General features: G+C 62.9%; 18 protein-coding genes and 4 pseudogenes. 17 read left to right on the forward strand and 5 right to left on the reverse strand.

The annotated features are described in order from the left end of the window. Positions 1 to 166: 166 nt before the first annotated feature. From B0G77_RS42745 to B0G77_RS42800, 12 genes and pseudogenes are all read left to right on the forward strand, one after another. On the forward strand, positions 167 to 1462 hold the full coding sequence (locus tag B0G77_RS42745) for an extracellular solute-binding protein (protein ID WP_133667876.1): 1296 nt from the start codon (positions 167 to 169) through the stop codon (positions 1460 to 1462). Positions 1463 to 1523: 61 nt separating this feature from the next. Then, positions 1524 to 2441: a sugar ABC transporter permease gene (locus tag B0G77_RS42750; protein WP_243751537.1), complete on the forward strand. Its 918-nt coding sequence runs from the start codon at positions 1524 to 1526 to the stop codon at positions 2439 to 2441. 3 nt (positions 2442 to 2444) lie between these two features. After that, positions 2445 to 3275 (forward strand): carbohydrate ABC transporter permease, encoded by an 831-nt coding sequence (locus B0G77_RS42755; protein ID WP_133667877.1) that lies wholly within the window; start codon positions 2445 to 2447, stop codon positions 3273 to 3275. Positions 3276 to 3341: 66 nt separating this feature from the next. Then, a complete protein-coding gene (gene ugpC, locus B0G77_RS42760) occupies positions 3342 to 4472 on the forward strand; it encodes a sn-glycerol-3-phosphate ABC transporter ATP-binding protein UgpC (protein ID WP_133667878.1) in 1131 nt (376 codons plus the stop codon). 262 nt (positions 4473 to 4734) lie between these two features. After that, positions 4735 to 7140 carry a glycoside hydrolase family 3 N-terminal domain-containing protein gene (locus B0G77_RS42765; RefSeq protein WP_133667879.1) on the forward strand — a complete coding sequence of 802 codons (2406 nt, stop codon included), beginning with the start codon at positions 4735 to 4737 and terminating at the stop codon, positions 7138 to 7140. Positions 7141 to 7221: 81 nt separating this feature from the next. Then, a complete protein-coding gene (locus tag B0G77_RS42770; protein WP_133667880.1) occupies positions 7222 to 7989 on the forward strand; it encodes an SDR family oxidoreductase in 768 nt (255 codons plus the stop codon). Continuing rightward, entirely contained in the window at positions 7986 to 8870 is an 885-nt protein-coding gene (locus B0G77_RS42775) for an SMP-30/gluconolactonase/LRE family protein (protein WP_133667881.1), read from the forward strand. The genes B0G77_RS42770 and B0G77_RS42775 overlap by 4 nt, the downstream gene beginning before the upstream one ends. 129 nt (positions 8871 to 8999) lie before the next feature. Then, on the forward strand, positions 9000 to 9995 hold the full coding sequence (locus B0G77_RS42780) for a LacI family DNA-binding transcriptional regulator (RefSeq protein WP_133667882.1): 996 nt from the start codon (positions 9000 to 9002) through the stop codon (positions 9993 to 9995). Positions 9996 to 10223: 228 nt separating this feature from the next. After that, positions 10224 to 10421 (forward strand): annotated as a pseudogene (locus B0G77_RS42785) (MFS transporter); the annotation flags it as partial. 16 nt (positions 10422 to 10437) lie between these two features. After that, positions 10438 to 12222 (forward strand): IlvD/Edd family dehydratase, encoded by a 1785-nt coding sequence (locus B0G77_RS42790; RefSeq protein ID WP_133667883.1) that lies wholly within the window; start codon positions 10438 to 10440, stop codon positions 12220 to 12222. Positions 12223 to 12306: 84 nt separating this feature from the next. Next, the gene (locus tag B0G77_RS42795; RefSeq protein ID WP_133667884.1) at positions 12307 to 13494 is read left to right on the forward strand and encodes a fumarylacetoacetate hydrolase family protein; all 1188 of its coding nucleotides are present in this window, start codon (positions 12307 to 12309) and stop codon (positions 13492 to 13494) included. A 140-nt stretch (positions 13495 to 13634) separates the two neighbouring features. Beyond that, entirely contained in the window at positions 13635 to 15077 is a 1443-nt protein-coding gene (locus B0G77_RS42800) for an aldehyde dehydrogenase family protein (protein ID WP_133667885.1), read from the forward strand. A 255-nt stretch (positions 15078 to 15332) separates the two neighbouring features. On the opposite strand, the gene B0G77_RS42805 is transcribed toward B0G77_RS42800, so the two are convergent. Next, positions 15333 to 15602, reverse strand: coding sequence for a DUF4148 domain-containing protein (locus B0G77_RS42805; RefSeq protein WP_133667886.1), 270 nt, complete (start codon positions 15600 to 15602; stop codon positions 15333 to 15335). Positions 15603 to 15772: 170 nt separating this feature from the next. On the opposite strand from B0G77_RS42805, the gene B0G77_RS42810 reads away from it, so the two are divergent. Next, positions 15773 to 17287 (forward strand): winged helix-turn-helix domain-containing protein, encoded by a 1515-nt coding sequence (locus tag B0G77_RS42810; RefSeq protein ID WP_133660315.1) that lies wholly within the window; start codon positions 15773 to 15775, stop codon positions 17285 to 17287. A 194-nt stretch (positions 17288 to 17481) separates the two neighbouring features. Here B0G77_RS42810 and B0G77_RS42815 read toward each other — a convergent pair whose 3' ends face one another. Continuing rightward, positions 17482 to 18810 (reverse strand): MFS transporter, encoded by a 1329-nt coding sequence (locus B0G77_RS42815; protein WP_133667887.1) that lies wholly within the window; start codon positions 18808 to 18810, stop codon positions 17482 to 17484. Between the two features lie 262 nt (positions 18811 to 19072). Here B0G77_RS42815 and B0G77_RS42820 point away from each other — a divergent pair, with 262 nt between their 5' ends. After that, a complete protein-coding gene (locus tag B0G77_RS42820) occupies positions 19073 to 19687 on the forward strand; it encodes a hypothetical protein (protein WP_208116607.1) in 615 nt (204 codons plus the stop codon). Positions 19688 to 19986: 299 nt separating this feature from the next. On the opposite strand, the gene B0G77_RS42825 is transcribed toward B0G77_RS42820, so the two are convergent. Beyond that, positions 19987 to 20808 (reverse strand): IS5 family transposase, encoded by an 822-nt coding sequence (locus B0G77_RS42825; RefSeq protein ID WP_243751539.1) that lies wholly within the window; start codon positions 20806 to 20808, stop codon positions 19987 to 19989. A 150-nt stretch (positions 20809 to 20958) separates the two neighbouring features. Here B0G77_RS42825 and B0G77_RS42830 point away from each other — a divergent pair. From B0G77_RS42830 to B0G77_RS45175, 3 pseudogenes are all read left to right on the forward strand, one after another. After that, positions 20959 to 21204, forward strand: a pseudogene (locus B0G77_RS42830) (zinc-binding dehydrogenase); the annotation flags it as partial. A 289-nt stretch (positions 21205 to 21493) separates the two neighbouring features. Beyond that, positions 21494 to 21718 (forward strand): annotated as a pseudogene (locus B0G77_RS42835) (ATP-binding protein); the annotation flags it as partial. A gap of 72 nt (positions 21719 to 21790) precedes the next feature. Continuing rightward, positions 21791 to 22044: pseudogene (locus B0G77_RS45175) on the forward strand (ISKra4 family transposase); the annotation flags it as partial. An 83-nt stretch (positions 22045 to 22127) separates the two neighbouring features. Here the strand turns inward: B0G77_RS45175 and B0G77_RS42840 are convergent. Next, positions 22128 to 23216 (reverse strand): fatty acid desaturase, encoded by a 1089-nt coding sequence (locus tag B0G77_RS42840; RefSeq protein WP_133667889.1) that lies wholly within the window; start codon positions 23214 to 23216, stop codon positions 22128 to 22130. Positions 23217 to 23429: 213 nt separating this feature from the next. Continuing rightward, positions 23430 to 23789 carry a hypothetical protein gene (locus tag B0G77_RS45180; RefSeq protein WP_243751540.1) on the reverse strand — a complete coding sequence of 120 codons (360 nt, stop codon included), beginning with the start codon at positions 23787 to 23789 and terminating at the stop codon, positions 23430 to 23432.

A 23789-nucleotide genomic window follows, 5' to 3' on the forward strand; every position in this document is an offset into this window, starting at 1 on the left:
CTGTCAGCGGGGTCGCTTGTATGCCGGATGCAACGTCCGCAGCGGATAACCAGGTAAAATCCCGCATAGCGCGCGTTCGTACCCAGGTCTAACATTCGCTAACGTTAAGGCTAACGTTACCGGTTCTGTTGGTATTCAAAATATTCACGAGAGAGGGGACACAAACATGGCGTACCCGGCTTTTTTTAAAGCGCGGTCAATTGTTAGCGCCACGGCGCTCGTATGCTCGCTGTCGGCAGTTGTATCGACAGGTGCATTCGCTCAATCGAGCAAGGCGATTACTGAGTGGGATCAGCAGACCAACGTCACGTCGAGCAAGGTGCTGCGGGATGCCGCAGACCGCTTCGAGCAACAGAATCCCGGCTACAAGGTCGAGGATTCGCACGTTCTGAACGAGTCGTACAAGACCAAGCTGAAGGTGGCCTTCGGCGCGAACCAGCCGCCGTGCGTGTTCGAGAACTGGGGCGGTGGCGGCCTGCACGAGTACGTGAAGTCAGGTCAGATCGTCGACCTCACGCCGTACCTGAACAAGGATCCGGCGTATCGCGGCCGCTTCATGCAATCGTCGTGGAATGTCGTGACGTTCAACGGCAAGACCTACGGTGTTGCTGCTGAAAACGCAGCGGCCGCGGTGATCTTCTATAACAAGGAAGTCTTCAAGAAGTACGGCATCACGCCGCCGAAGACGTGGGACGAACTGATGCACGTCGTTGCCGTGCTGAAGTCGCACGACGTCGCTGCGTTCTCGCTCGCGAACAAGAACAAGTGGACCGGCTCGATGTACTACATGTACCTCGTCGACCGTATCGGTGGTCCGCAAGTCATGAAGGACGCGGTGGAAGGCAAGGGCAAGGGCTTCGAAGACCCGGCGTTCATCGAAGCTGGCAAGCGCGTCCAGGAACTCGTGAAGGCTGGCGCATTCGCACCGGGCATCAACGGTCTGGATTACGACTCGGGCGCTTCGCGCCGTCTGCTGTACTCGGGCAAGGCTGCAATGGAGCTGATGGGTGCCTGGGAAGCTTCGACGATCGCGAACGAAGCTCCGGCCTTCTCGAAGGACCTCGACTTCTTCCCGTTCCCGAGCGTGCCGGGCGGCAAGGGTGATCCGCGTGACCTGATCGGCACGGTTGGCGATGGCTTCCTGAGCATCTCGACCGAGTGCAAGACGCCGGACGCAGCGTTCAAGCTGATCCAGGCACTGACCGACGACCAGGCAATGCAGGATCGCGTGAGCGACCACAAGGTTCCGCCGGTCAACAAGGTCAAGATCGACGATCCGTTCCTTCAGCGTCTGCAGACTATGCTCGCGGCTGCACCGAGCGTGCAGCTCTGGTATGACCAGGTTCTGCCGCCGGCACTCGGCGAACTGCACAAGGACACGACCCAACAGCTGTTCGGTCTGTCGGTGACGCCTGAAGCTGCTGCGCAACAAATGGAAGCCGCTTTCAAGAAGGGCAGTTAATCCCCCAGTCCTAATGGAAAGTCCGGCCGGCATCGCAAGGTGCCGGTCGGCATACAAGCTCGTGAATATCGCACTTTCCGCTACACCTGAACGCCGGCTGCGCCTCTCATCGCAAACGCTCGTCGCAGTCGTGTTTCTCGCGCCGTCGCTGCTGCTGCTGGCTGTATTCCTGCTTTATCCGCTCATCTCCAGCCTGCAGCTGTCGCTGCTCAACTGGAATGGCCTTGGCAACACCGCCCGTTATATCGGGCTCTCGAACTGGGTCCAACTCGCCCACGACGCGGTGTTCTGGCAATCGCTCAAGAACAACGTGATTCTCGCTGTCGCGTCGATCGTCATCCAGCTTCCGATCGCGCTCGCGCTCGCGGTGCTGCTGGAGAAGGCCGGCCGTGGCTCGCGCGTGCTCAAGGTTCTCTATTTTCTGCCGCTGCTCATGTCGAGCGTGGCGATCGGCGTGCTGTTCAAGCAAATCTACGATCCGAATTTCGGTCCGCTCAACGTCGCGCTGCAGGCATTCGGCCTCGGCAATCTCGCGAGGGACTGGCTGGGCGACCCGCAATTGTCGCTGGGTGCGACAATCGCCGTGATCATCTGGCAGAACGCGCCTTTCTACATGATTCTGTTCCTCGCTGGCCTCTCATCGATGCCGGCCGAGGTCAACGAGGCTGCCCTCCTCGACGGCGCCTCCGAGTGGACCATCTTCTGGCGCATCAAGCTGCCGCACCTGCAAGGCACGGTCCGCACGGCTGTGCTCCTGTCCGTGCTCGGATCGCTGCGTTACTTCGATCTCGTCTTTGTCATGACCGGCGGCGGCCCCGAGGGCTCGTCCGAGGTGATGGCCACCTACATGTATCGCACGGTGTTTAGTTCGTTCCAGCTCGGCTACGGCAGCACCATCGGCTCGGCGATGTTTCTCATCGTTATCACGGTGGCGGCGGTGTCGATGTACTTCACCCGCCGATTTGCAACCGAGGTCTGAACCATGAACAAGACGTTTCGCTTCCCGCGCGTGGGGATTCCTCTGCTGGCGCTGATCTGGCTGGCTGTCACGACGATCCCGTTTATCTTCATGGTCGCGTCGAGCTTCAAGAGCCAGGAGGAGACCTTCGCGACGTCCGTGTGGGCGCCGCCGAGTCACCTGTATTGGGGCAATTATTCGGCTGTTCTGCGGGGGCCGTTCTTTACGTATTTCCGTAACAGCATGTTCACGGTGGGCATTTCGGTGGTGCTGATCGTCGTCATCAGTGCGATGGCGGCGTATGTGTTCGCGCGCATGCGTTTCGCGCTGAACAAGATGCTCTTCGGTCTCGTGGTCGCCGGCATGATCGTGCCGCTGCACGCGACGCTCGTGCCGATCTATCTGCTCACGCGTAACCTCGGTCTTTACGATACGCCGTTCGCGCTGTTCGGCCCGTACGTGGCGCTCAGTCTGCCGGTGTCGATCTTTATTCTGACCGAGTTTATGCGCCAGATTCCGCGCGAACTTGAAGAGGCAGCGCAGCTCGACGGCTGCAGCCCGTTCCGCATTTTCTGGCGTATTTTCTTCCCGCTCTCGGGACCGGGGCTCGCCACTGTGGCTATCTTCAACGGCATTGGTCTGTGGAACGAGTTCATCTTCGCGTACATGCTCACGTCGACGTCCGAGCACCGTACGCTGCCGCTGGCGATCTGGGACTTCATGGGGCAATACGCGTCGAACATTCCCTCGATGCTGGCTGTCCTCGTGCTCACGTCGTTGCCGCTGATTGTTGCCTACGCGTTCGGTCAGGAGCGCGTGATCAAGGGGATGATGGCCGGTTCCCTCAAGGGCTGACGAGACGGCGTCACCGAAACGTTTTCCGGGCGGTAGATACCGCTGCAATCAAGGATTGAAAAAGTCATGGCAAGTATTAGCCTGAGCCAGGTCGACAAGGCCTATGGCAACCTCGAACCGGTCATCCGTAATGTGAACCTCGAGATCGGTCGTCACGAATTCTGCGTATTCCTCGGCCCGTCGGGCTGCGGCAAGTCGACGCTGCTGCGTATGGTGGCGGGCCTCGAGCACATCACCAGCGGTGAACTCCAGATCGACGGACGCCGCATGAACGAGGTCGCGCCCGCGGCGCGCCGCGTGGCGATGGTGTTCCAGAACTACGCGCTGTATCCGCACATGAGCGTGTACGAGAACATGGCCTTTGGTCTGCGTCAGGCCAAGCTCGACAAGAACATCATCGACGAGAAGGTGCGCCGCGCGGCCACCGCGCTGCAGCTAGACACCTATCTCGATCGCAAGCCGGCCGCATTGTCGGGCGGTCAGCGCCAGCGTGTCGCGATCGGCCGTGCCATCGTGCGCGAACCGGGCGTGTTCCTGTTCGACGAACCGTTGTCGAATCTCGATGCGGCGCTGCGCGTACAGACTCGCATCGAGATTGCCCGCTTGCATCGCGAATTCCGCCAGGCGAGCGCGATTTACGTCACGCACGACCAGATCGAAGCGATGGCGCTCGCGGACAAGATCGTGCTGTTGCATGCCGGTGCGGAAATGGAGAAGCACGGCAGCATCGCGCAGATCGGTGCGCCGCTCGATCTGTACCACCGGCCGAAAAGCCGCTTCGTCGCGGGTTTCATCGGCTCGCCGAAGATGAACTTCCTGCCGGGCGTCGTGACGGCGATCGACAACCAGGGTGTCGAGGTCGAACTGACCAGCGGCGAGCGCGTGCGTGCGCAAGTCGACGGCCGCAATCTGCGCGTGGGCACGGCCGTCACGCTCGGCATCCGGCCCGAACATCTGGGTCTGCCGTCCGGTCAACCAGGCGTTCAGACGATACGTTGCGCGGTGCGTCTGGTGGAGCGGATGGGCGAGCACAGCTACGTCCATCTGGACGGCGGTAGCCGCGATGGCAATCCGCTGATTGCCAAATTGCCCGGCGACGGCGGCGTAACGAGCGATGACCGGATCGAGCTCACACTCGCGCCGCACGCGTGCCACGTGTTCGACGACAAGGATTTCGCGCTGCCGCGTCTGCACTGATCGTGGCGTTTTTGCTGACGAGGCTGCGCCGGCAGAGTGCCTTCGACGGCGAGCGCCGTCTCGGCACGAAATCGAAGCATCGCATTTCGAGTTCTCCTGGTATTTGGTCAATTTACAGGACTCCGAATTGATGGAAGCAATATAAAAACGCGGGGCCGCGATTCAGATGACGCGACGCCATTCCCTGCGCTTGTGACGAAAAACGGAATTGTCGGTGCGCCAGACGCGCTTCGTACACCAGAATCATAAAAAGGAGTTCTCGATGTTGCTTCGCCAAAGTGAAGTCCCGCTCTACCGCAACCCCAACGCTGCCGTGCACGAGCGTGTTGCCGATTTGCTGGCGCGCATGACTCTGGATGAGAAGATTGCCCAGTTGCACGCTGCGTGGCTGAGGCTGTCGCCGGACGGCAATCACGAAGCGCGGACCGTGGATTTCGCGCATGGCGAAGACGGCGTGATGGTGGAAAAGATTCTTCAGCACGGGCTGGGGCAAATCACGCGTCCGCTCGGAACGCATACCGTCGATCCGAAGGAAGGTGTGCGTGCGCTCAACGCGTTGCAGCGGCAGATGGTGGAGGAGACGCGCCTCGGCATTCCGGTGATGTCCCACGAAGAATGTCTGGTCGGCCTGATGATCAAGGACGCCACGCTGTTCCCGTCGCCGCTGAACTACGCAGCGACCTGGAACCCGGCGCTGGTCGAAGAGGTGGGGCAGATCATCGGCCAACAGGCGCGCTCGATCGGTTGTCATCAGGGGCTCGCGCCGGTGCTGGACGTGTCGCGCGACCCGCGTTGGGGGCGCACCGAGGAGACGCTCGGCGAAGATCCGTATCTGGTCGGCGTGCTCGCGTGTCACTACGTGAAGGGGCTGCAGGGAGAACGGCGCGACCTGCTTGCGACGCTCAAGCATTTCGTCGGACATTCGGCAAGCGAGGGTGGCCGCAATCACGCGCCGGTGCATGTCGGTCCGCGCGAACTCAATGACGTGTTCATGCTGCCGTTCGAGATGGCGGTCAAGCTCGCGGACGCAGGGTCCGTGATGCCTGCGTATCACGATATCGACGGTGTGCCGTGTCATGCGGACCGCACGTTGCTGCAGGACACCTTGCGCGACAAGTGGGGTTTCGACGGGCTGGTCGTCGCGGATTATGCCGCTGTCGATCTGCTCTACAGCCACCATGCCGTCGCGCGCGACAGCGCGGCCGCCGCCGCGCTCGCGTTCAATGCCGGACTCGACGTCGAGTTGCCAGGGCATGAGTGCGCGTTGCATCTGAAAGAAGCCCTCGGACGCGGCGAGATCAGCGAAGCGACGATCGACACGGCAGTATCGAGAGTGCTGAACGCGAAGTTCCGACTTGGGCTGTTCGAAAATCCGTATGTCGATCCGGAACGCGTGGACGTGAAAAGCGAGTTCGCCGGCGACACGGCGTATCAGGTGGCGCTCGAATCGGCGGTGCTCCTGCGCAACGAAGGCGGCGTGTTGCCGCTGGATCCAAAAGGCCCGGCGAAGGTTGCGGTGATCGGACCGACCGCCGACGACCCATTGGCGCTGCTGGCCGGCTACAGTTTCCCGGTCCACCTGATCAATGCGGGCGAGCAGTCGAGTGCAACGATGGGCACGCCGCTGCGGGCGCTGCGTGCACTGCTCGGCGACGAGCGGGTGATTCACGCGCACGGCTGCGACATCATCGCGGAGCGCCGTGCAGGCGCACCCGTGTTCCCCGGCGACGTGTCGCTCGACACCACGGCCGTCGCGAACCGCGACGAACTGATCAGTCACGACACCGGCCGCATCGCCGCGGCGGTGGATGCCGCGCGGCAGGCGGGTGTGGCGATCGTTTTCGTCGGCGATCTGGCGGGGCTGTTCCAGTCCGGCACGGTCGGCGAAGGCTCCGACACCGACAGCCTGGATCTGCCGGGTGTGCAGCAGGCGCTGCTCGCGGCCGTGGTCGATAGCGGCACGCCGACGGTCGTCGTGATGACGGGCGGGCGACCGTATAACCTCGGTGGTCTGGAGGACCGGATCGCGGCGCAGATCATGGCGTTTGCGCCGGGCGAGCGAGGCGGTGAAGCGCTCGCCGATCTGCTGGTGGGCCGCGCGAATTTCTCCGGCCGCTTGCCGTTGTCGGTGCCGAAGAGCGCGGGCGCCGTGCCGTACACGTACAACCATCGACTGAAGAGCGCCGGTACGCCGGTCGCCTACCACTTTGGCTGCCGCTATCCGTTCGGCTTCGGCCTTGGCTACACGCAGTTCCGCTACGGCGATCTCAATGTCGCCCAGCGTGAAGTGCCGATCGGCGATGGGACCATCGAGCTGAGCTTCACGGTCGAGAACGTCGGTTCGCGCGAAGGCAGCGAGACTGTGCAGATTTACGTGCGCGACCGGCTCGCCTCGTCGTCGCGCCCGGTGCGCGAACTGAAGGCTTTCCGGCGCGTGCCGCTCGCGGCCGGTGCGTGCGCGCAGGTGCGCGTGCGCATTCCTGTCGACATGCTCAATTTCACCGATGGCCGCGGGGAGCGCATCGTCGAGCCGGGCGATTTCGACCTGATGGTTGGCAGCTCGAGCCGCGACATTCACCTGAGCGACACGGTCACTGTCGCCGGTCACGCGGTGCGAACGCTCGAGCGCGACTGGCGCATGGTGAGCGAGGTCGATATCCTGTCGTGACCGGCACGCCGCGGCTGCACCAGCCGCCGGCGGCTGGTCGGCAGGTGTCTTTTGTCATACTCGTTACAAGTTGAATTTCAGATGTCCTACGCAAACTATCCGAGCCTATCGGACAAAACGGTTGTCATCACCGGTGGCGGCAGCGGAATTGGCGCCGCCATGGTCGAAGCGTTCGCTCGCCAGGGCGCGCGGGTTTTCTTCCTCGACGTCGCCGAGGAAGATTCGCGGAAGTTGCAGGACTCGCTGCGCGACGCCACGTATCCGCCCGTGTTCCGTCGCTGCGACCTGCGCAGTGTCGACGCGATCCAGGACGTATTTGCCGGCGTCGCTGACATCGCAGGGCCGATCGAGGTGCTCGTCAACAACGCCGGCAATGACGACCGGCACGAAGTCGACGCTATCACGTCGACCTATTGGGACGAACGCATGGCGGTGAATCTGCGCCACCAGTTCTTCTGTGCGCAGGCTGCCGCGGCCGGCATGCGCAAGATCGGGCGCGGCGTGATCCTGAACCTCGGCTCGGTCTCGTGGCACCTGGCGTTGCCGAACCTGGCCATCTACATGAGCGCGAAGGCCGGTATCGAAGGGCTGACACGAGGCCTTGCGCGTGATCTCGGCGATGCAGGCATTCGCGTGAACTGCATCATTCCGGGCGCCGTTCGGACCCCGCGTCAGATGCAGCTCTGGCAGTCAACGGAGAGCGAAGCCAAGCTCGTCGCGAGCCAATGCCTGCCCTTGCGTATCGAGTCCGAGCACGTTGCCCGCATGGCGTTGTTTCTGGCCTCCGATGATGCTGCCCGCTGCTCGGGACGCGACTATTTCGTCGACGCCGGGTGGTACGGAGAATGAGAATCCACCTGCCTGCCTGCGTATGGCCGATCTATGCTGAACTGGGGGAAGGCCCGGTGTGGCAGGCCGCGGAAAACGCGGTGTATTTCGTCGATATCAAGGGCCGCCAGATCCATCGTCTGACGATCAGTACGGGGCAAACCCAGACGTGGAAAGCGCCGGATCAGCCGGGCTTTATCGTGCCGTTGGCGGACCATGCGTTCGTCTGCGGACTGCCGGACGGCTTGTATCGCTTCGATGCCGATAGCGGGCAATTCAGCAAGCTGAAGGACGTCGAAACGCACCTGCCCGGCAACCGGCTCAACGACGGCTATGTCGACGCCACCGGACACCTGTGGTTCGGTTCGATGGACGATGGCGAAGAAAAGCCGACCGGCATCCTGTATCGCGTCAACGACGACGGCGAAGTCGTGTCGCAGGACGACGACTATGTGATCACCAACGGACCCGCGTTGAGTCCGGACGGCCGCACGCTCTATCACAACGACACCATGCGGCGCGTGGTGTATGCGTTCGACGTGAGTGAAGACGGCACGTTGTCGCGCAAGCGCATCTTCGCCGCGATTTCCGGCGATGGCCACCCGGACGGCATGGCTGTCGACGCAGAAGGATTCGTGTGGATCGCGCTATTCGGCGGCTGGCGTATCGAACGCTACTCGCCCGATGGCAAACTGGTGGAGCAGGTGCCGTTTCCTTGCGCGAACGTGACGAAACTCGCTTTCGGCGGCGACGATCTGCGGACCGTGTATGCCTCGACGGCGTGGAAAGGACTCTCGGCGGCGGAGCGTCAACGGCAGCCGCAAGCCGGCGGCCTGTTTTCGTTTCGCTCGCCGGTGCCGGGCCAGCCGCAGGCACGCATCCAATGGGGCTTCTCGCGCTGAACCGCGCGGTGCAATGGGGATGAAACCTCGCCCCGCGCGCAGTGTCGCCAGGTATCATGTGCGTTCCATGACTTCCGTGCACCCGCAGTGATCCACACCATGACGTCCAGGCTGCCCGTCCCGCCCCGCATGTCCGATGTTGCCGAACGCGCTGGCGTCTCGAAGATGACCGTGTCCCGCGTGCTGGCCGGACGCAGCGTATCGCAGGCGACCCGCGAACGGGTTCAGAAGGTGATCGATGAACTCGGATACGTCGCCGATGCGGCAGCGGGCGCATTGTCGTCGGGACGCTCGGAGTTCGTCGCGGTGCTGGTGCCGTCGCTCTCGAGTTCCAACTTCTCCGACACGGTGCGCGGCCTGACCGCCGCGCTCAGTCCGCATGGTCTGCAGTTATTGCTCGGCGACACCGACTATCGTCTCGAACAGGAAGAGCTCCTCGTGCGTTCGATGCTGCGCCACCAGCCGCGTTGCGTCGCGCTGACGGGCGGGCGGCATACCGAGGCGACCCGCACGCTGTTGCAGCGCGCCGGTATTCCGGTGGTCGAAATGTGGGATCTGCCCGCCGATCCGATCGATACCGCAGTGGGCTTCTCGAACGCGACGGCGGCGCGGGCGATGGTTCGGCACCTGCATGCGTGCGGATATCGCCGCATCGGCTTTATCGCCGGCGCGAGTGAACGCGATCGGCGCGGCCTCGACCGGATGCGCGGCTATGTCGCTGAAATGAAGGCGCTGGGACTCGGCGAGCCCCGCGTGATCCGGCTCGGCGACTCGCCGATCACGATGAGTCATGGCGCGCCGGCAATCGGCGCGTTGCTCGAAGCGTGGCCCGATACCGAAGCCGTGATGTGCGTGAGCGACATGTCGGCGTTTGGCGCGATCATGGAGTGCCACCGGCGCGGGTTGTCGGTGCCGGGCGATATCGCGATTGCCGGCTTCGGCAACTTCGAGGTGTCATGGTGCTGTCAACCGGCCATCACCACGGTGTCGGTGGATGCCTATGGCATCGGCTTGCGTGCCGGCGAGACCTTGCTCGCCGCGCTCGCCGCGCGCGAGGCCGGCGAGGCGCCGCGTGCGAAGTCCGTCAAGATCGACTTCACGGTCATCGCGCGCGAAAGCGCCTGAACGCGCGCTCGTCGCCAGGTCGGTTCGGCTCAGCTCGGATCAGATCGGCTCAGATCAGGGATATCCCTTGGTTGTTCGGACGGTGTGCCGCGCGTAACATCCACAACCAGAAATGTTACCGGTAACTTTCTGGCGCCGTTTGGTCCCGTTTGGTGTCGATGACCTACACGCATGTCCGATGAAAGTACGCCGATGGAGACTTGAATGACCACCGTGCCGTCCGCTGCCACCGCGCCTGCCGCGCGCCTGACGGTCGATATCAACAACGGTACCTATGCGCTTGGCGCGTGTCTGCTGATCAGTTGTATGCTGATCCTGCTCGTACTGCGCAGCATGCTGGCCCGGGCAGCGTCGGTCGACGACAAGCGCCCGGCCACCAACCAGCGCGTGCGGCACAGCACGCCAGCGCTGCAACCCTTCCCATGACGGAGAGATAAGCATCATGTCAGCATCCACACCGCGCCGGCTGCGAAGCCAGGAATGGTTCGACGATCCCGCGCACGCGGACATGACGGCGCTTTACGTTGAGCGCTTCATGAACTACGGCCTCACGCGCGAAGAACTGCAGTCGGGCCGGCCGATCATCGGTATCGCGCAGACTGGCAGCGACCTTGCGCCGTGCAACCGGCATCACATCGAACTGGCGGCGCGCACCAAAGCCGGTATTCGCGACGCAGGCGGTATCCCGATGGAATTCCCGGTCCATCCGCTCGCCGAGCAGAGCCGCCGGCCGACCGCCGCGCTCGACCGCAATCTCGCGTATCTGGGCCTCGTCGAAATCCTGCACGGCTTTCCGCTCGATGGCGTGGTGCTGACCACCGGCTGCGACAAGACCACGCCTGCCTGCCTGATGGCGGCGGCGACCGTCGACATGCCCGCCATCGTGCTGTCCGGCGGCCCGATGCTCGACGGCTGGCACGAAGGCAAACGCATCGGCTCCGGGACCGTCATCTGGCACGCGCGCAATCTGCTCGCGGCCGGCGAAATCGACTACGAAGGCTTCATGCAACTGACGACCGCGTCGTCGCCGTCGATCGGTCACTGCAACACGATGGGCACCGCGCTCTCGATGAACAGCCTGGCTGAAGCGCTCGGCATGTCGCTGCCCGGCTGCGCGAGCATTCCCGCGGCGTACCGCGAGCGTGGCCAGATGGCGTATGCCACCGGCAAGCGGATCGTCGACCTCGTGCGCGAGGATGTGCGGCCGTCGCAGATCATGACCAAGGGTGCGTTCGAAAACGCCATCGTGGTGGCGTCGGCGCTGGGGGCGTCGACTAATTGCCCGCCGCATCTGATCGCGATTGCGCGGCACATGGGCGTCGAGCTGAGTCTCGAAGACTGGCAGCGCGTGGGCGAGCAGGTGCCGCTGATCGTGAACTGCATGCCGGCCGGCGAATACCTCGGCGAAAGCTTTCACCGTGCGGGCGGCGTGCCTGCCGTATTGCGCGAGCTTGCGCAAGCGAACCTCGTGCATCGCGAATGTCTGACCGTGTCGGGCCGGACCATCGGCGAGATCGCCGCGGACGCGCCGTCGGGGGATCGCGAGGTCATCAGGACAACGGAAGATCCGCTCAAGCACGGCGCGGGTTTCATAGTGCTGTCGGGCAACTTCTTCAACAGCGCGATCATGAAGATGTCGGTGGTCGGCGACGCGTTCCGGCAGACCTATCTGAGCGAGCCCGGTGCGGAAAACACGTTCGAGGCGCGGGCTATCGTGTTCGATGGCCCCGAGGACTATCACGCGCGCATCGACGATCCGTCGCTCGAAATCGACCAGCACTGCATTCTGGTGATTCGCGGCGCCGGGCCCGTGGGCTATCCGGGCAGCGCCGAAGTCGTCAACATGGCGCCGCCGGCGGCGCTCGTGCGTCAGGGCATCAACTCGCTGCCGACGCTTGGCGACGGGCGGCAAAGCGGCACGTCCGCGAGCCCGTCGATTCTGAACATGTCGCCGGAAGCGGCCGTGGGCGGCGGGCTCGCGCTGTTGCGCACGAATGACCGCATTCGCGTGGATCTGAATGCGCGCAGCGTCAACGTGCTGGTCGATGACGACGAACTCGCGCGGCGCCGTGAGACGGCGACCTTCAAGATTCCGCCGGCGCAAACGCCGTGGCAGGAACTGTACCGCCAGACGGTGGGCCAGCTCTCGACCGGCGGCTGCCTCGAGCCCGCCACGCTCTACCTGAAGGTGATTGCCGAGCGCGGCAATCCGCGGCATTCGCACTGAAATGCAGGTGGCAGCGCCTGGCTCGGATCTCATATCGAGCCAGGCGCGCCTGGTTTCCCAACTCTCCTGAAGAACTCAACTTCCATGTCCGCAATTTCCCAATCCAGTTTCCTTCCGGACGACCTCGATGAGGCGCTGCTCGTCGGGCGCGTGTGGCGCAAGACCGACACGCATGAAGGCCCGTGCGTGGTCGTCGTGCGCGGCGGCGAGCTGTTCGATATCACCGCGACCGTGCCGACCACGGCGGACCTGTTCGAGCGCGAGAACGCCGCGCAGGTCGCGCGTACCGCGCCGGGCGTGTCGCTCGGCACGGCCGCGCAGTTGATCGCCGCCAATTTGCCTCACGCGGCCGCGCCGGTCGTACGGCTGCTCGCGCCATGCGACATTCAGGCGATCAAGGCGTGCGGCGTGACGTTCGCGGTGAGTCTGATCGAGCGCGTGATCGAGGAGCAGGCGGGCGGCGATCCGGCGAAGGCGAAGGAGGTCCGCGAGACCATCGCTTCGATGATCGGCACCGACCTGTCGAAGATCGAACCGGGCTCGGACGCGGCGATGAAGCTGAAGTCGGAACTCGAGCGGCGCGGTGCGTGGTCGCAATACATGGAAGTGGGCATCGGTCCTGACGCGGAAGTGTTTTCGAAGTCGCAGCCAATGTCGGCGGTCGGCTTCGGCGCCGATGTGGGACTGCTCGCCGCATCGAACTGGAACAATCCGGAACCGGAGATCGTGCTGGCGGTGAATAGCCGTGGTGAGATCGTCGGCGCGACGCTCGGCAACGACGTCAACCTGCGCGATATCGAGGGCCGCTCGGCGCTGCTCTTGGGCAAGTGCAAGGACAACAACGGCTCGTGCGCGATCGGCCCGTTCGTGCGCCTGTTCGACGAGCGCTTCTCGCTCGACTCGGTGCGCACGGCCAGCGTCTCGCTGCGCGTGGAAGGCGCCGACGACGACTTCCTGCTCGAAGGTGTGAGCCACATGAGCGAAATCAGCCGTGATCCGGCGGACCTCGTTGCGCAGACGTGGGGACGGCATCATCAGTATCCGGACGGCTTCATGCTGTTCCTCGGTACCATGTTCTCGCCGATCAAGGACCGTGACGCGCCCGGCGCGGGGTTCACGCACCACCTCGGCGACCTGGTGACGGTTGCGACGCCGCAACTCGGCGCGTTGACCAACACGGTTCGGCTGAGCACCGAAATCGAGCCGTGGACGTTCGGGGTGCGCGCGCTGTATCAGAACCTGGCCGCGCGCGGCCTGCTTGCGTCGGCCTGATTGAACTGATCAACCCGGGTGTCGCGAATGGCCGTCGTGCCACGCGTCACCCAGGCGTATTGCCAGTCGCCTCCGCCCCGGCCTGACCGTCAGGTTGTGGTGGCGGAGGCGTTATTCCGTATCGACCGGAGAACCCGAACATGAGCCAGTTTGCAAACTACATCGACGGACAGTGGGTAGAAGGCGCAAGCGTGTCCCGCAACGTCAATCCGTCCAACCTCGACGACGTCATCGGCGAGTTCGCGCAGGCCGACGCCGACCAGACGCAACGCGCGATCCGCGCCGCGCGCAACGCGTTCGCGCAATGGTCGTTGTCCACGCCTCAGCAGCGCTTCGACCTGCTCGATCATGCAGGCAGCGCGATCCTCGCGCGCAAGGCCGAACTGGGCAAGCTTCTCGCGCGCGAAGAAGGCAAGACGCTGCCCGAAGCGATCGGCGAGGTGGGCCGCGCGGGGCAGATCTTCAAGTTCTTTGCGGGCGAAGCGCTGCGCCTCGGCGGCGAAATCGTGCCGTCCGTGCGCCCGGGCATGACCGTGGAAATGACGCGCGAGCCGGTTGGTGTGATCGGCCTCATCACGCCGTGGAATTTCCCCATCGCGATTCCGGCCTGGAAGATTGCGCCGGCGCTCGCCTACGGCAACACCGTGGTCATCAAGCCGGCCGACCTCGTGCCGGGCAGCACGTGGGAACTCGTCAAGATCATCGCCGAAGCCGGCGCGCCGGCGGGCGTCATCAATCTCGTGATGGGGCGTGGTTCCGTAGTGGGCGAAGCGCTGGTCTCGTCGCCGGAAGTCGATGCCGTGAGCTTCACCGGTTCCGTGGCGACCGGTCGTGCGATCGGCGCGAAATGTTTCGCGTCGGGCAAGAAGTTCCAGCTGGAGATGGGCGGCAAGAACCCGATGGTGGTGCTCGACGACGCCGACCTCGACGTTGCGATCGAGGTGTGCATCAACGGTGCGTTCTACTCGACGGGCCAGCGTTGCACGGCGTCGAGCCGCTTGATCGTGACGGAAGGGATTTACGAGCGGTTCATCGACGGCATGAAGAAGCGCATGCAAGCGTTGAAGGTCGGCGATGCGCTCGCTGACGGGACCCAGATCGGCCCGGTCGTCGACGACAAGCAGCTCGAGCAGGACGAACGCTATCTCGCCGTCGCGCGGGAAGAGGGCGGCAGCGTGTTCGGCGGCGAGCTGGTCGAGCGCGCCACGCGCGGCTATTTCCTCGCGCCGGCGCTGGTCACCGACACGACCCCTGCCATGCGCATCAACCGCGAAGAAGTGTTCGGCCCGGTGGCGTCGGTCGTCAAGGTCAAGGACTATCACGAAGCGCTCGCGGTCGCCAACGACACCGAGTTCGGGCTCTCGGCAGGTATCTGCACGACGTCGCTCAAGTACGCGAGCCATTTCCGCCGACACGCGCAGGCCGGCATGGTGATGGTGAACACGGCAACCGCCGGCGTCGATTATCACGTGCCGTTTGGTGGCCGCAAGGGTTCGAGCTACGGTCCGCGCGAGCAGGGCAGCTATGCGCGCGAGTTCTATACGGTGGTGAAGACCGCGTATGTGAGTCCGGGCGCGGTTTGATCGCGAGGCGTGGCTTTGTCCGGCCACGCGTTCGCCAGGGCAACAAAAAACGCCCGGCCCCTGAAGGCCTGGCGAAGCCACCGGGAATCCGGGGCGGAGGGTTTGATGTAGAACCGGCCCGCTATCGCGGCGAAAGCGCGATGACGGGCCGGTGATCTCAAGCTGCCAGAGGCGGTGATCGTGTGCGCTGCGGCAAGCTACGACAAGCTACGGCCCAGCAAATATCAAACAACAGCGGCGGGCTGGCCTGAAGCCTTATTGCGCGACCGCGTGACCTTGCTGCGACGAACCGCTGGCCACTCCACCCGCTGCGCTGTTCTGCGCCGCTACGCGTGCTTCAGCGGCCTGGATGTTCGACGGGTATTCATTCGGGTTCGAACGGGCCGGGTTGTAGCCCGCCTTTTCGATCTGGACCAGTTGTTCACGGACTTGCGCGCGGGTCAGCGGCTGGTTCGACTGGGCGAACACGGCAACCGGAGCAGCGAGGGTAGCGGCGATAACGACGGCTTGAACGAGCGATTTCATGATGACTACCTCCAGGATTTGTCTTGTTTGAGCCGCAAACACTTTTGTTTGCGGCAGTGAGGACAGTCTAGGAGGGTGGCGACCTAGGGCAAATACCTAAGCCGGACGAGCCGGAACCAAACAGGTAGTACGATGCGTAGCCATATAGCCAGCCGATGCCGAAGTGAACCATGAAGGCCGATCTGATTGAGCGTTACGCGGCGAATTTGCACGGCGTGCTGTCGTGCTTTGACCGAATCCTGATCACGGGCACGCTGCCTGGCGCGTGCTACGCAGCGGGCATGACGAGTTTTCTGAACGCCAACGGCATTCGCCTATTCGACTACGCCAGGTTCGCCGAACCGCTGCGCGAACGCATCCGTGTGCGCGCGCAAGAGGTCTGCGCTGCCGCCGGCATCGAGATTGAGCACGTCAACAAGAGCCACATCCGCAAGGAAGATCTGGTGGCACGCGTGCTGCAGGGGCGTGGCGATGCACCCGGGCTGGTGCACGTCATCTCGGCGATGGAGGCCTGCCCGAGCTACAAGCCGTGGCACGACAAGAGCAGCGGCAAGACCTACCTGCGCCCCGAGACGGGCAAGTGTCTGCACTACTACTTCTACTTCATCGATGACGAACTCGGGCTGTGCTACCTCAGGGTCCCGACCTGGGCACCGTTCGGCTTGCAGTTCTACTGCAATGGCCACGGCGCCGTGGCCCGTGCGCTCAAGCGCGAGGGCATCGGGTTCGTGCAGGCCGACAACGCCTTTTTGCGCATTGCCGATATGGACCGTGCACAGGCCATCGCCGACGCGCTGAGCCCCGATATGCTGCATGAGCGACTGGACCGCTACGCGCAGTGGCTGTGCCCGGTGCTCGACGTGTTCGGCCAGACCTACCACTGGAGCCTGCGGCAGGCCGAGTATTCCACTGACCTGATGTTCCGCAGCCAACAGACGCTGGTGCCGCTGTACGACGTGCTGTCGCGTCAGGCGGTGCTGGCCGCGCACGCCGGGAAAGTAGCCGGCTTCCTGGGCAAGAAGGTCACGCCGCAATTGGCGCAGGAGATCGGCTCGCGGCTGTCCACCCGCATCGAGGGACGCTGCATCAAGCACCATATGGGCGTTGCCAGCGTCAAGGTTTACGACAAGTTCTCCCATGTGTTGCGGATAGAAACCACCATCAACGACGTGAGCTTCTTCAAACACCACCGCAAGGTGGAACACAGGAATGGCCAAAGCACCTACGAACTCGCAGCGTTGAGGAAAACCATCTACAGCCTGTTCGACCTGCGCGAGATCATGCTGGGCTGCAACCAGCGCTACCTCGCGTTTTTGTCGAGTCTGGATGACCCCAGCGCAGGTGAGCGCGACCTTCAACGTTTGAGCCAGTCCCGCGTGGGCAGTAATGAGCGCAGGGTCAAAGGACTCAACTTCTTCAACGGCGGCGAGCAAGCACTGCTGCGTGCCTTGCAGCGCGGCGAGTTCAACGTGCATGGCCTGCGCCGTGCCGATCTGGCCAGGCATGTGGACATGAGCGCCCCGGTGCTGTCCCGACAGCTCTCGCGACTGCGCACACTCGGCTTGATCAAGAAGGTGGCCCATACCTACCGCTACTACCTCACGCGTCTGGGCCGCGCCGCCATCGCTGCTGCCTGTTCTCTCACCCGTTTCAACATCGTTCCAATTCTGGCCGCAGCACACTGAAGTCTTCTCACAAATCGCGAAGACTTAACTTTTTAGTTACTAATTTCCAAACTCTCTGTTCCGAAAAGTAAAACAATGGGGACAGGACGACGCGATGCCGTTGTGGCGCCGCTGGCTGATCGGCTGACGGTTGTCCGCCGCACCGGGACAGATAGCCCAAGCGGGCCGACGGCGTCGCGGCGGCAACACCCGCATCACGCGTGGTCGACGCGCGCGTCCCGTTCCGTGAACAGCACGACCGCCACGAAGCTCACGACGCACGCCGGCGCCACATACCAGGCGGCCGACATCGGATTGCCGGTCCATTTGACCAGCCCTGTGACGATGAACTGCGCGGTGCCGCCGAACAGGGCAACGTTCAGCGCATGGGAGATCGCGATACCGCTCGCGCGCACGCGCGCGGGAAGCGCTTCGAGCACGAGCAGCGTGACGGTGCCGGCACCGAGCGCGATCGCGGCGCTGACGAGCCCGACGCCAGCCAGAATGGGCAGCGGGCCCGTCGCGCGGGTGATCAGCAGAAACGCGGGATACACCAGCAGCGCGGTGCATCCCGAGCTGAACAGCACCAGCGGCTTGCGGCGCGGCAAGCGATCGACGAGACGGCCGGCCAGCGGCGGAATTATCACCAGCAGCAGCGCGGACGAGGTGGACGCGAGGAACCCGGTGAGCGCGGGCATGTGCATCACGCGAGTCACGTAGCTCGGCATGTAGTAGACGACCGCGTAGACGGGGATGGTTTGCCCCATCATCATCAGCATGGCCAGCAGAATCGTCTTGCCATGTTCGCGCCACAGCTCGGCGCGCGGCGCGCCGTTATTCATGCGGTTCGCGGCGTTCGGGATGGCCGAGGCGGAATCCGGACTGTCGAGCAGCCGGCGCCGAACATAGAGTCCGACCGGCGCGATCAGCAGACCCATCACGAACGGAATCCGCCAGCCCCACGACGCAAGCGCGTGCGGCGGCATCGTGCCGCTGAGCAGCAGGCCGAGCGATGCGCCGAGCAACGCCGCCGCGCCCTGGCTCGCGGGCTGCCAGCTGACCCGGAAGCCGCGGCTCGATGCGGACCCCGCCTCCGTGACGAAGGTCGCGGCCACGCCGATGTCGCCGCCGAGCGCGAAGCCTTGCAGCGAGCGGCCAGCGATGACGACCAGCGGCGCGGCGATGCCGATCGTGGCAAACGATGGAGACAGGCCCACCGCGGCAGTTCCCAGCGCCATCATCCAGGTGGTGCGCGTCATCGCGGCGCGGCGTCCGACGCGGTCCGCGTAGGCGCCGATCATCACCGCGCCCAGCGGGCGCATCAGGAAGCCGACGCCGAACGTGGCGACCGCCAGCAGTAACGACGTCATCGGGTTGGTCGCCGGGAAGAAATGATCGCCGATCATCACCGCGAAAAAGCCAAACACGGTGAAGTCGAACATTTCGAGCGCAGTGACGAGCGACGTGGCGACGATGATTCTGACGATGTCGCCGCGAGTTTGCTCGCTTGCGGCTGACTGGGTGTCGAGCGCGTGCGGGGTCATGCGGAGGCGGGTTCCTTTTGAGGGATTGTTACGGACGTTAGTCAAAGAGCGCCGACGCGGATCGGCACGGATCGACACGGCCATGACGGCCGGGCACGGCGATGTTCAGGTCGCGAATTGTCGCATGTCCTACCGGCGCAGGCGTTGCGCGGCGCCGATCGGCTGGCATTCTTCGCAGCAGGCACGTGAGCCACTGACGAGCCAGATGACTGCTAGTATTGGCCGATACCGCAAGCCGGTATCGATGCCAAGGGGGAGTCCGATGCGAAACACTGGCAAAGCTTTCCATGCGGCCGTCACGTTCGCGGCTTGCGCGGCGCTCACGTTGGTTACGTTAATCGCGATGGGTTTGGCCAGTCATCCGGCGAGCGCAGCCGCCGCGTCTGAGCCGTTCGTCTGGCCCGCGTCGCTTGCGCCGATGGGTGACGGCTATCCGAAGGCGGGCGACGCATGCCGCCGGCTCGGCGAGTGGGCTGCGACCGTCAACTATCTCGACCATATGGCGGTGCTGGTCGGTTGTCCGGGTGATAGCGACAGCGCCAGCGTGCGCGCGATACTTCGCGACCCGCACGCACGCGTGGTCGGCGCGGCAGACGGCGTCACGCTGATTTCGATTCCAACGGAGGGAAAGTGCGGAACAGGCGTGAGCGGGACGATGAATAGTACGCTGCCGGCCCACAACGGCAAGCACGCGAAGTCACCCGGCACGGCTTTCAGCGCGACCGGGACGCTGCCCTGTGCGCGCCGTGTGGGACAGCCGACGCATCTGTGCCGATTCGGTGTCGTGCGTGCCACAGCGACCACACCGCGATCGTCACCGTCTACTGGCCTCATGGCGGTGCTCGCACGATCTTCTTCGGCGCGGACGGCACCGTGACCGGCGTGGGGACAAGCGCCACGGATTGGCCGATGCCCGGCAGGGCGACCGTCAGAAAGAGGGCTGACGTTAATGTCATTGCCGATGCCATTCTCGTTGAACTGGTTGCGGGTTTCCGTCCATTGCGAACGGAAGAACTACGGTGACCGTTGGTGATCGTGCGAAGCCAGGCACATCGTTGTGAAAAGCGACAGGTATCTCGATATCGAAGTGTGAATTATAATCAGGAATGCGAATGCAACAGGCGTGGGCAATCATGGCGCGTAGCGCCGTCAGTGAAGTGCGGGCCCCGCGCTGATTCAGCAGTAGTGGCGCAGGTTGATCATCGTATAGGCAAGCGCCTTGAACGCGTAGTGAACGTCACTGATGCGCTCAAAGCGCAGCAGCAGACGGCGGAACTTGTCCTCCCAGGCGAAGACCCGCTCAATGGTCCTGAAGCGCTCCTCGAAGATGGCCGGATCATAGCGCTGCTTGCGGCCCCGTTTCGGCGTTTTGCGTCCGCGCGGATTCTCGGGGATGTTCGGGGTCATGCCGCGATTGAAGATCGCCTTGCGGTTGGCCCTGCAGTCGTAGACGCCATCCAGGCTGACGATTGAACCGTGCTGGTCCGCGCCAATGGCGCGGGCCATGGCGGTGAGGCTGGGCAGCGCGTCGCGCAACAGCGGTGATTCGTTGTGGTTGCCGGGAGCGCTGATGAATGGAGCAATGACGTTGCAGTTGCGATCGCACAAGGCCACCACCTTGTCGCCCTTCATATGCTTGTGCCCGCTATATCCGAGATTGTCGCCGCCTTTCTTCGCCGCCGTCGTGGTGCCGTCGCCGTGGATGACCGAAAGGTCAAGCAGCTGGTCCTGGTGAAGTTGCTGCACCGAGCCAGAAAAGATGGCATCGATGCAACCATCGGCCTGCCAGCGACGAAACGTTCGGTAGATGCGCGTATAGTGGATTTCAGGGTGACCTTCTGCATTCCTGTCGATCGGCAGCATCTTCCATTGACAACCCATGTACAGTGCCTGCAGGATGTAGTTGAAGATCTTGTGCAAGGCCAGCGTGGGGGGAGGTCCGCGACGGCCCAGGCTCAGATGCGGCCAGACAAATTGCTCGAACTGCTCCAGGCGCAATCTTGTTGGAATCTCTTGCCAGCATCGGCTTCGGGTCATTCGCTGCGTCCAGAAATCTGAACTTTAGCCGATCTGGCTACTCCGACCTGAAATCCAGTCCTGGCGTGGCTTGCAGACAATCTCCACGGCACTCGAAAACCCGCAACCAGTTGGATGTTGACAAAACGGCTGACGCACATGGGCTCGACATTGCGCTCGCGTACGTCTGCGGACAAGGCGACCATCATCAACGAACTGGAGCGGCAAGTCTGGCCGCTCATCGAGAGCGGCAGAATCAAGCCGGTCGTCTATAAGACCTTTGCGCTTACCGATGCTCGCGGCGCGCATGAGCTGATCGATTCCGGCACGCACTTTGGAAAGATAGTCCTCACGACAGGTGCCGATCCCATTGGCTGAAGCCTCAATGACCGGCGAAGCGGAAGTGCCACGCCCTTTGCCGGTCTAGCGATGGACGCTATCAAGGAGTTAGCTCTAAAGGCCGCGACTGTTCCGCGCTGTTCGACCATCTGCCGAAGTCGCTTCGAAAGCGGACGGAGAAGAATCGTGCCTGCATGACTGAGACGGGTCGACTTCTGCCTGCCAGATCGGGCGTCATTTTGCCTCATCGGTACGTACCCTCGAGAGGCCGGGCCCGGCCAACTGGCGACGATCGCCTCTCGCTAACGTGCTTTATTTTCCGTTTTCTGAAGCACCCCCAATAACGGCCAATCAGCCGTTCTCGGGCTGGAATGATGTCTTCCCTGACCCCGGCATGACGGTGGCCGCCATCGACCGGCTGGTCCATCACTCGACGATCTTCGAATTGAACGTTGAAAGCTATCGGCGCCGCAACGCCAGCGACAAACAGAAGGAGCGACGCCGTCAATTACCCGCCGACAACGCAAACGGAGCGACACCCATGCCTAACTAACAGCGACAAACATTTCGACCGACCGGCCAAGATGTTTGTCGGCAAACCGGACTTTCTGCTTGACGCTGTCCACTGGAGGAATTCATCGGCTATCTCGAGAACAACCAGCGCTCTATCGTGAACTACGGGGACCGCTACCGTCATGGCGAGCCGATCACGTCGAGCTTCGTCGAATCGGCGGTCAACCAGGTGGTCAGCAAGCGCTTTGTGAAACGGCAGCAGATGGCGTGGCGACCAACTCATGTCAAGGCCTTCTGCAGGTGAGGACGGCCATCCTGAATGAGCAGTTGCGATCTTGCTTCGAGCGATGGTACCCGGCGCTCGCGGACAACCCAGTCGGTAGTCAAATTTCCATACCTTCGAACCCGAGACCGACACCCGCAGATACATGGAGTCGCGGTCACGGATCTTATAGGGCTTGTCTTGCGGTTTGGCGTTCAGCAGTAGCGGGTAGGTCAGCTTCATGGAGTCCTCCTCGACGGACAACTACCATGAATTTCACCCGCAATTTACCCGCAAAACTGGTGGAAGCAGGCGGATTCCTGTGGATGAAGCCGGACAGATTGCCATGCACTGGATGCGCAACCGGTGCGAACGCATAAAGCCTTAACCATTCGCTATATCCTTTAACCAGGAAGCCTCCCGAGCGTTCCATGTATTGCGCGCGGGACGTTTCATAGACTCTCCGGAGCGCAAACCACGGCACATGCGGCAAGTCATGATGAACCAGATGATAGTTGTTGTTCAGAAACACCAGCCGCCAGAACCGCGCCGCTTCATTAATGACAGTACGATGCTCACAGCTATGCGCGGCGCGATGTTCCTGAAACGAGCGAATCGATCCGAGCGACAGCGATCCATAGCCCACGGCGACAATAAACACCCACGCCGGAATCGAGCACACGTACTGCAACCACGCGGTCAGCGCGGCGAGCGCGGCGAAGTGCGCGAGCCAAATCGGCACGTCGCGCCAATCGCCGCGTCTGATTTTACGTAACGCATCGACACCAGTTGCAGCGATGGCGAATGCCGGTCCCAACAGCAAGCGGCCGGCAAACGTATTGCGCCACGTGAGCAGCCCGCGCATCGCCCAACCGGCGCGTTCCCATACACGGCTGTCGACGAGGTAGCTTTCCGGATCGCGCCCGGGTTGCGTCAAATGCGCATCGTCGTGATGTTGAAGATGTGAATCGCGATAGATGCGGTACGGAAACCACACCGCGAGCGGTGCAAAACCAAGCAGTGCGTTGAAGAGCGGCGAGCGCGTGGGGTGACCATGCAGCAACTCATGTTGCAGCGACATGTACCACGCGCCAAGCAAGGTGAGCAGCGCCGCGGTCAGGGGCAAACCGAGCACTCGCGCGTGAATTGCGACGCCGAACCATCCACCGTAGATCGTGACGGTCAGTACCCACGTCGGCCACTGTGTGCGCCATGTCCAACTCGTTGCCAGCCTGGCGATTGCTTTGCGCTGCGTGTCGTCGAGGTAAATCGTCATGAGCTGAATCGGTCGGATGGATGTTTAGACCGATCCTACGGACCAATGCAGGGCGCCAGAACCATTTTGTTCAGCAATGCATCTGCGAAATCGTGCAAAAGACGCATGCGAAGACACGCATGCTCGTTGGCCACCGCTTACCAAGCTGCTACGAAGCGTCGGCGACGTGGGGCTTTGTTCGGAAGGGTGCGAGTTTCCATACTACGGACGCAACTATCCATTTTTGAAGGAAACCGGCCTGCCAAACGAGTTCCACCGGTTAAGGATGTTCGCGATGATCACGCCCTCGCGTTCCTGCGACTCGATCTTCTGCGTGCGCAAGGTCGAGCCGATGCATCGCTTGATCCGGGAGATCTGCGCTTCGACCAACGAGCGCTGCCCATAACCATACTTCTTGTGGAACGCATAAATGCCTTTTTCCTGCAACTGGTTGCGGGTTTTCGAGTGCCGTGGAGATTGTCTGCAAGCCACGCCAGGACTGGATTTCAGGTCGGAGTAGCCAGATCGGCTAAAGTTCAGATTTCTGGACGCAGCGAATGACCCGAAGCCGATGCTGGCAAGAGATTCCAACAA

Origin of the sequence: Paraburkholderia sp. BL10I2N1 (genome assembly GCF_004361815.1) — a bacterium.
Taxonomy (GTDB): domain Bacteria; phylum Pseudomonadota; class Gammaproteobacteria; order Burkholderiales; family Burkholderiaceae; genus Paraburkholderia.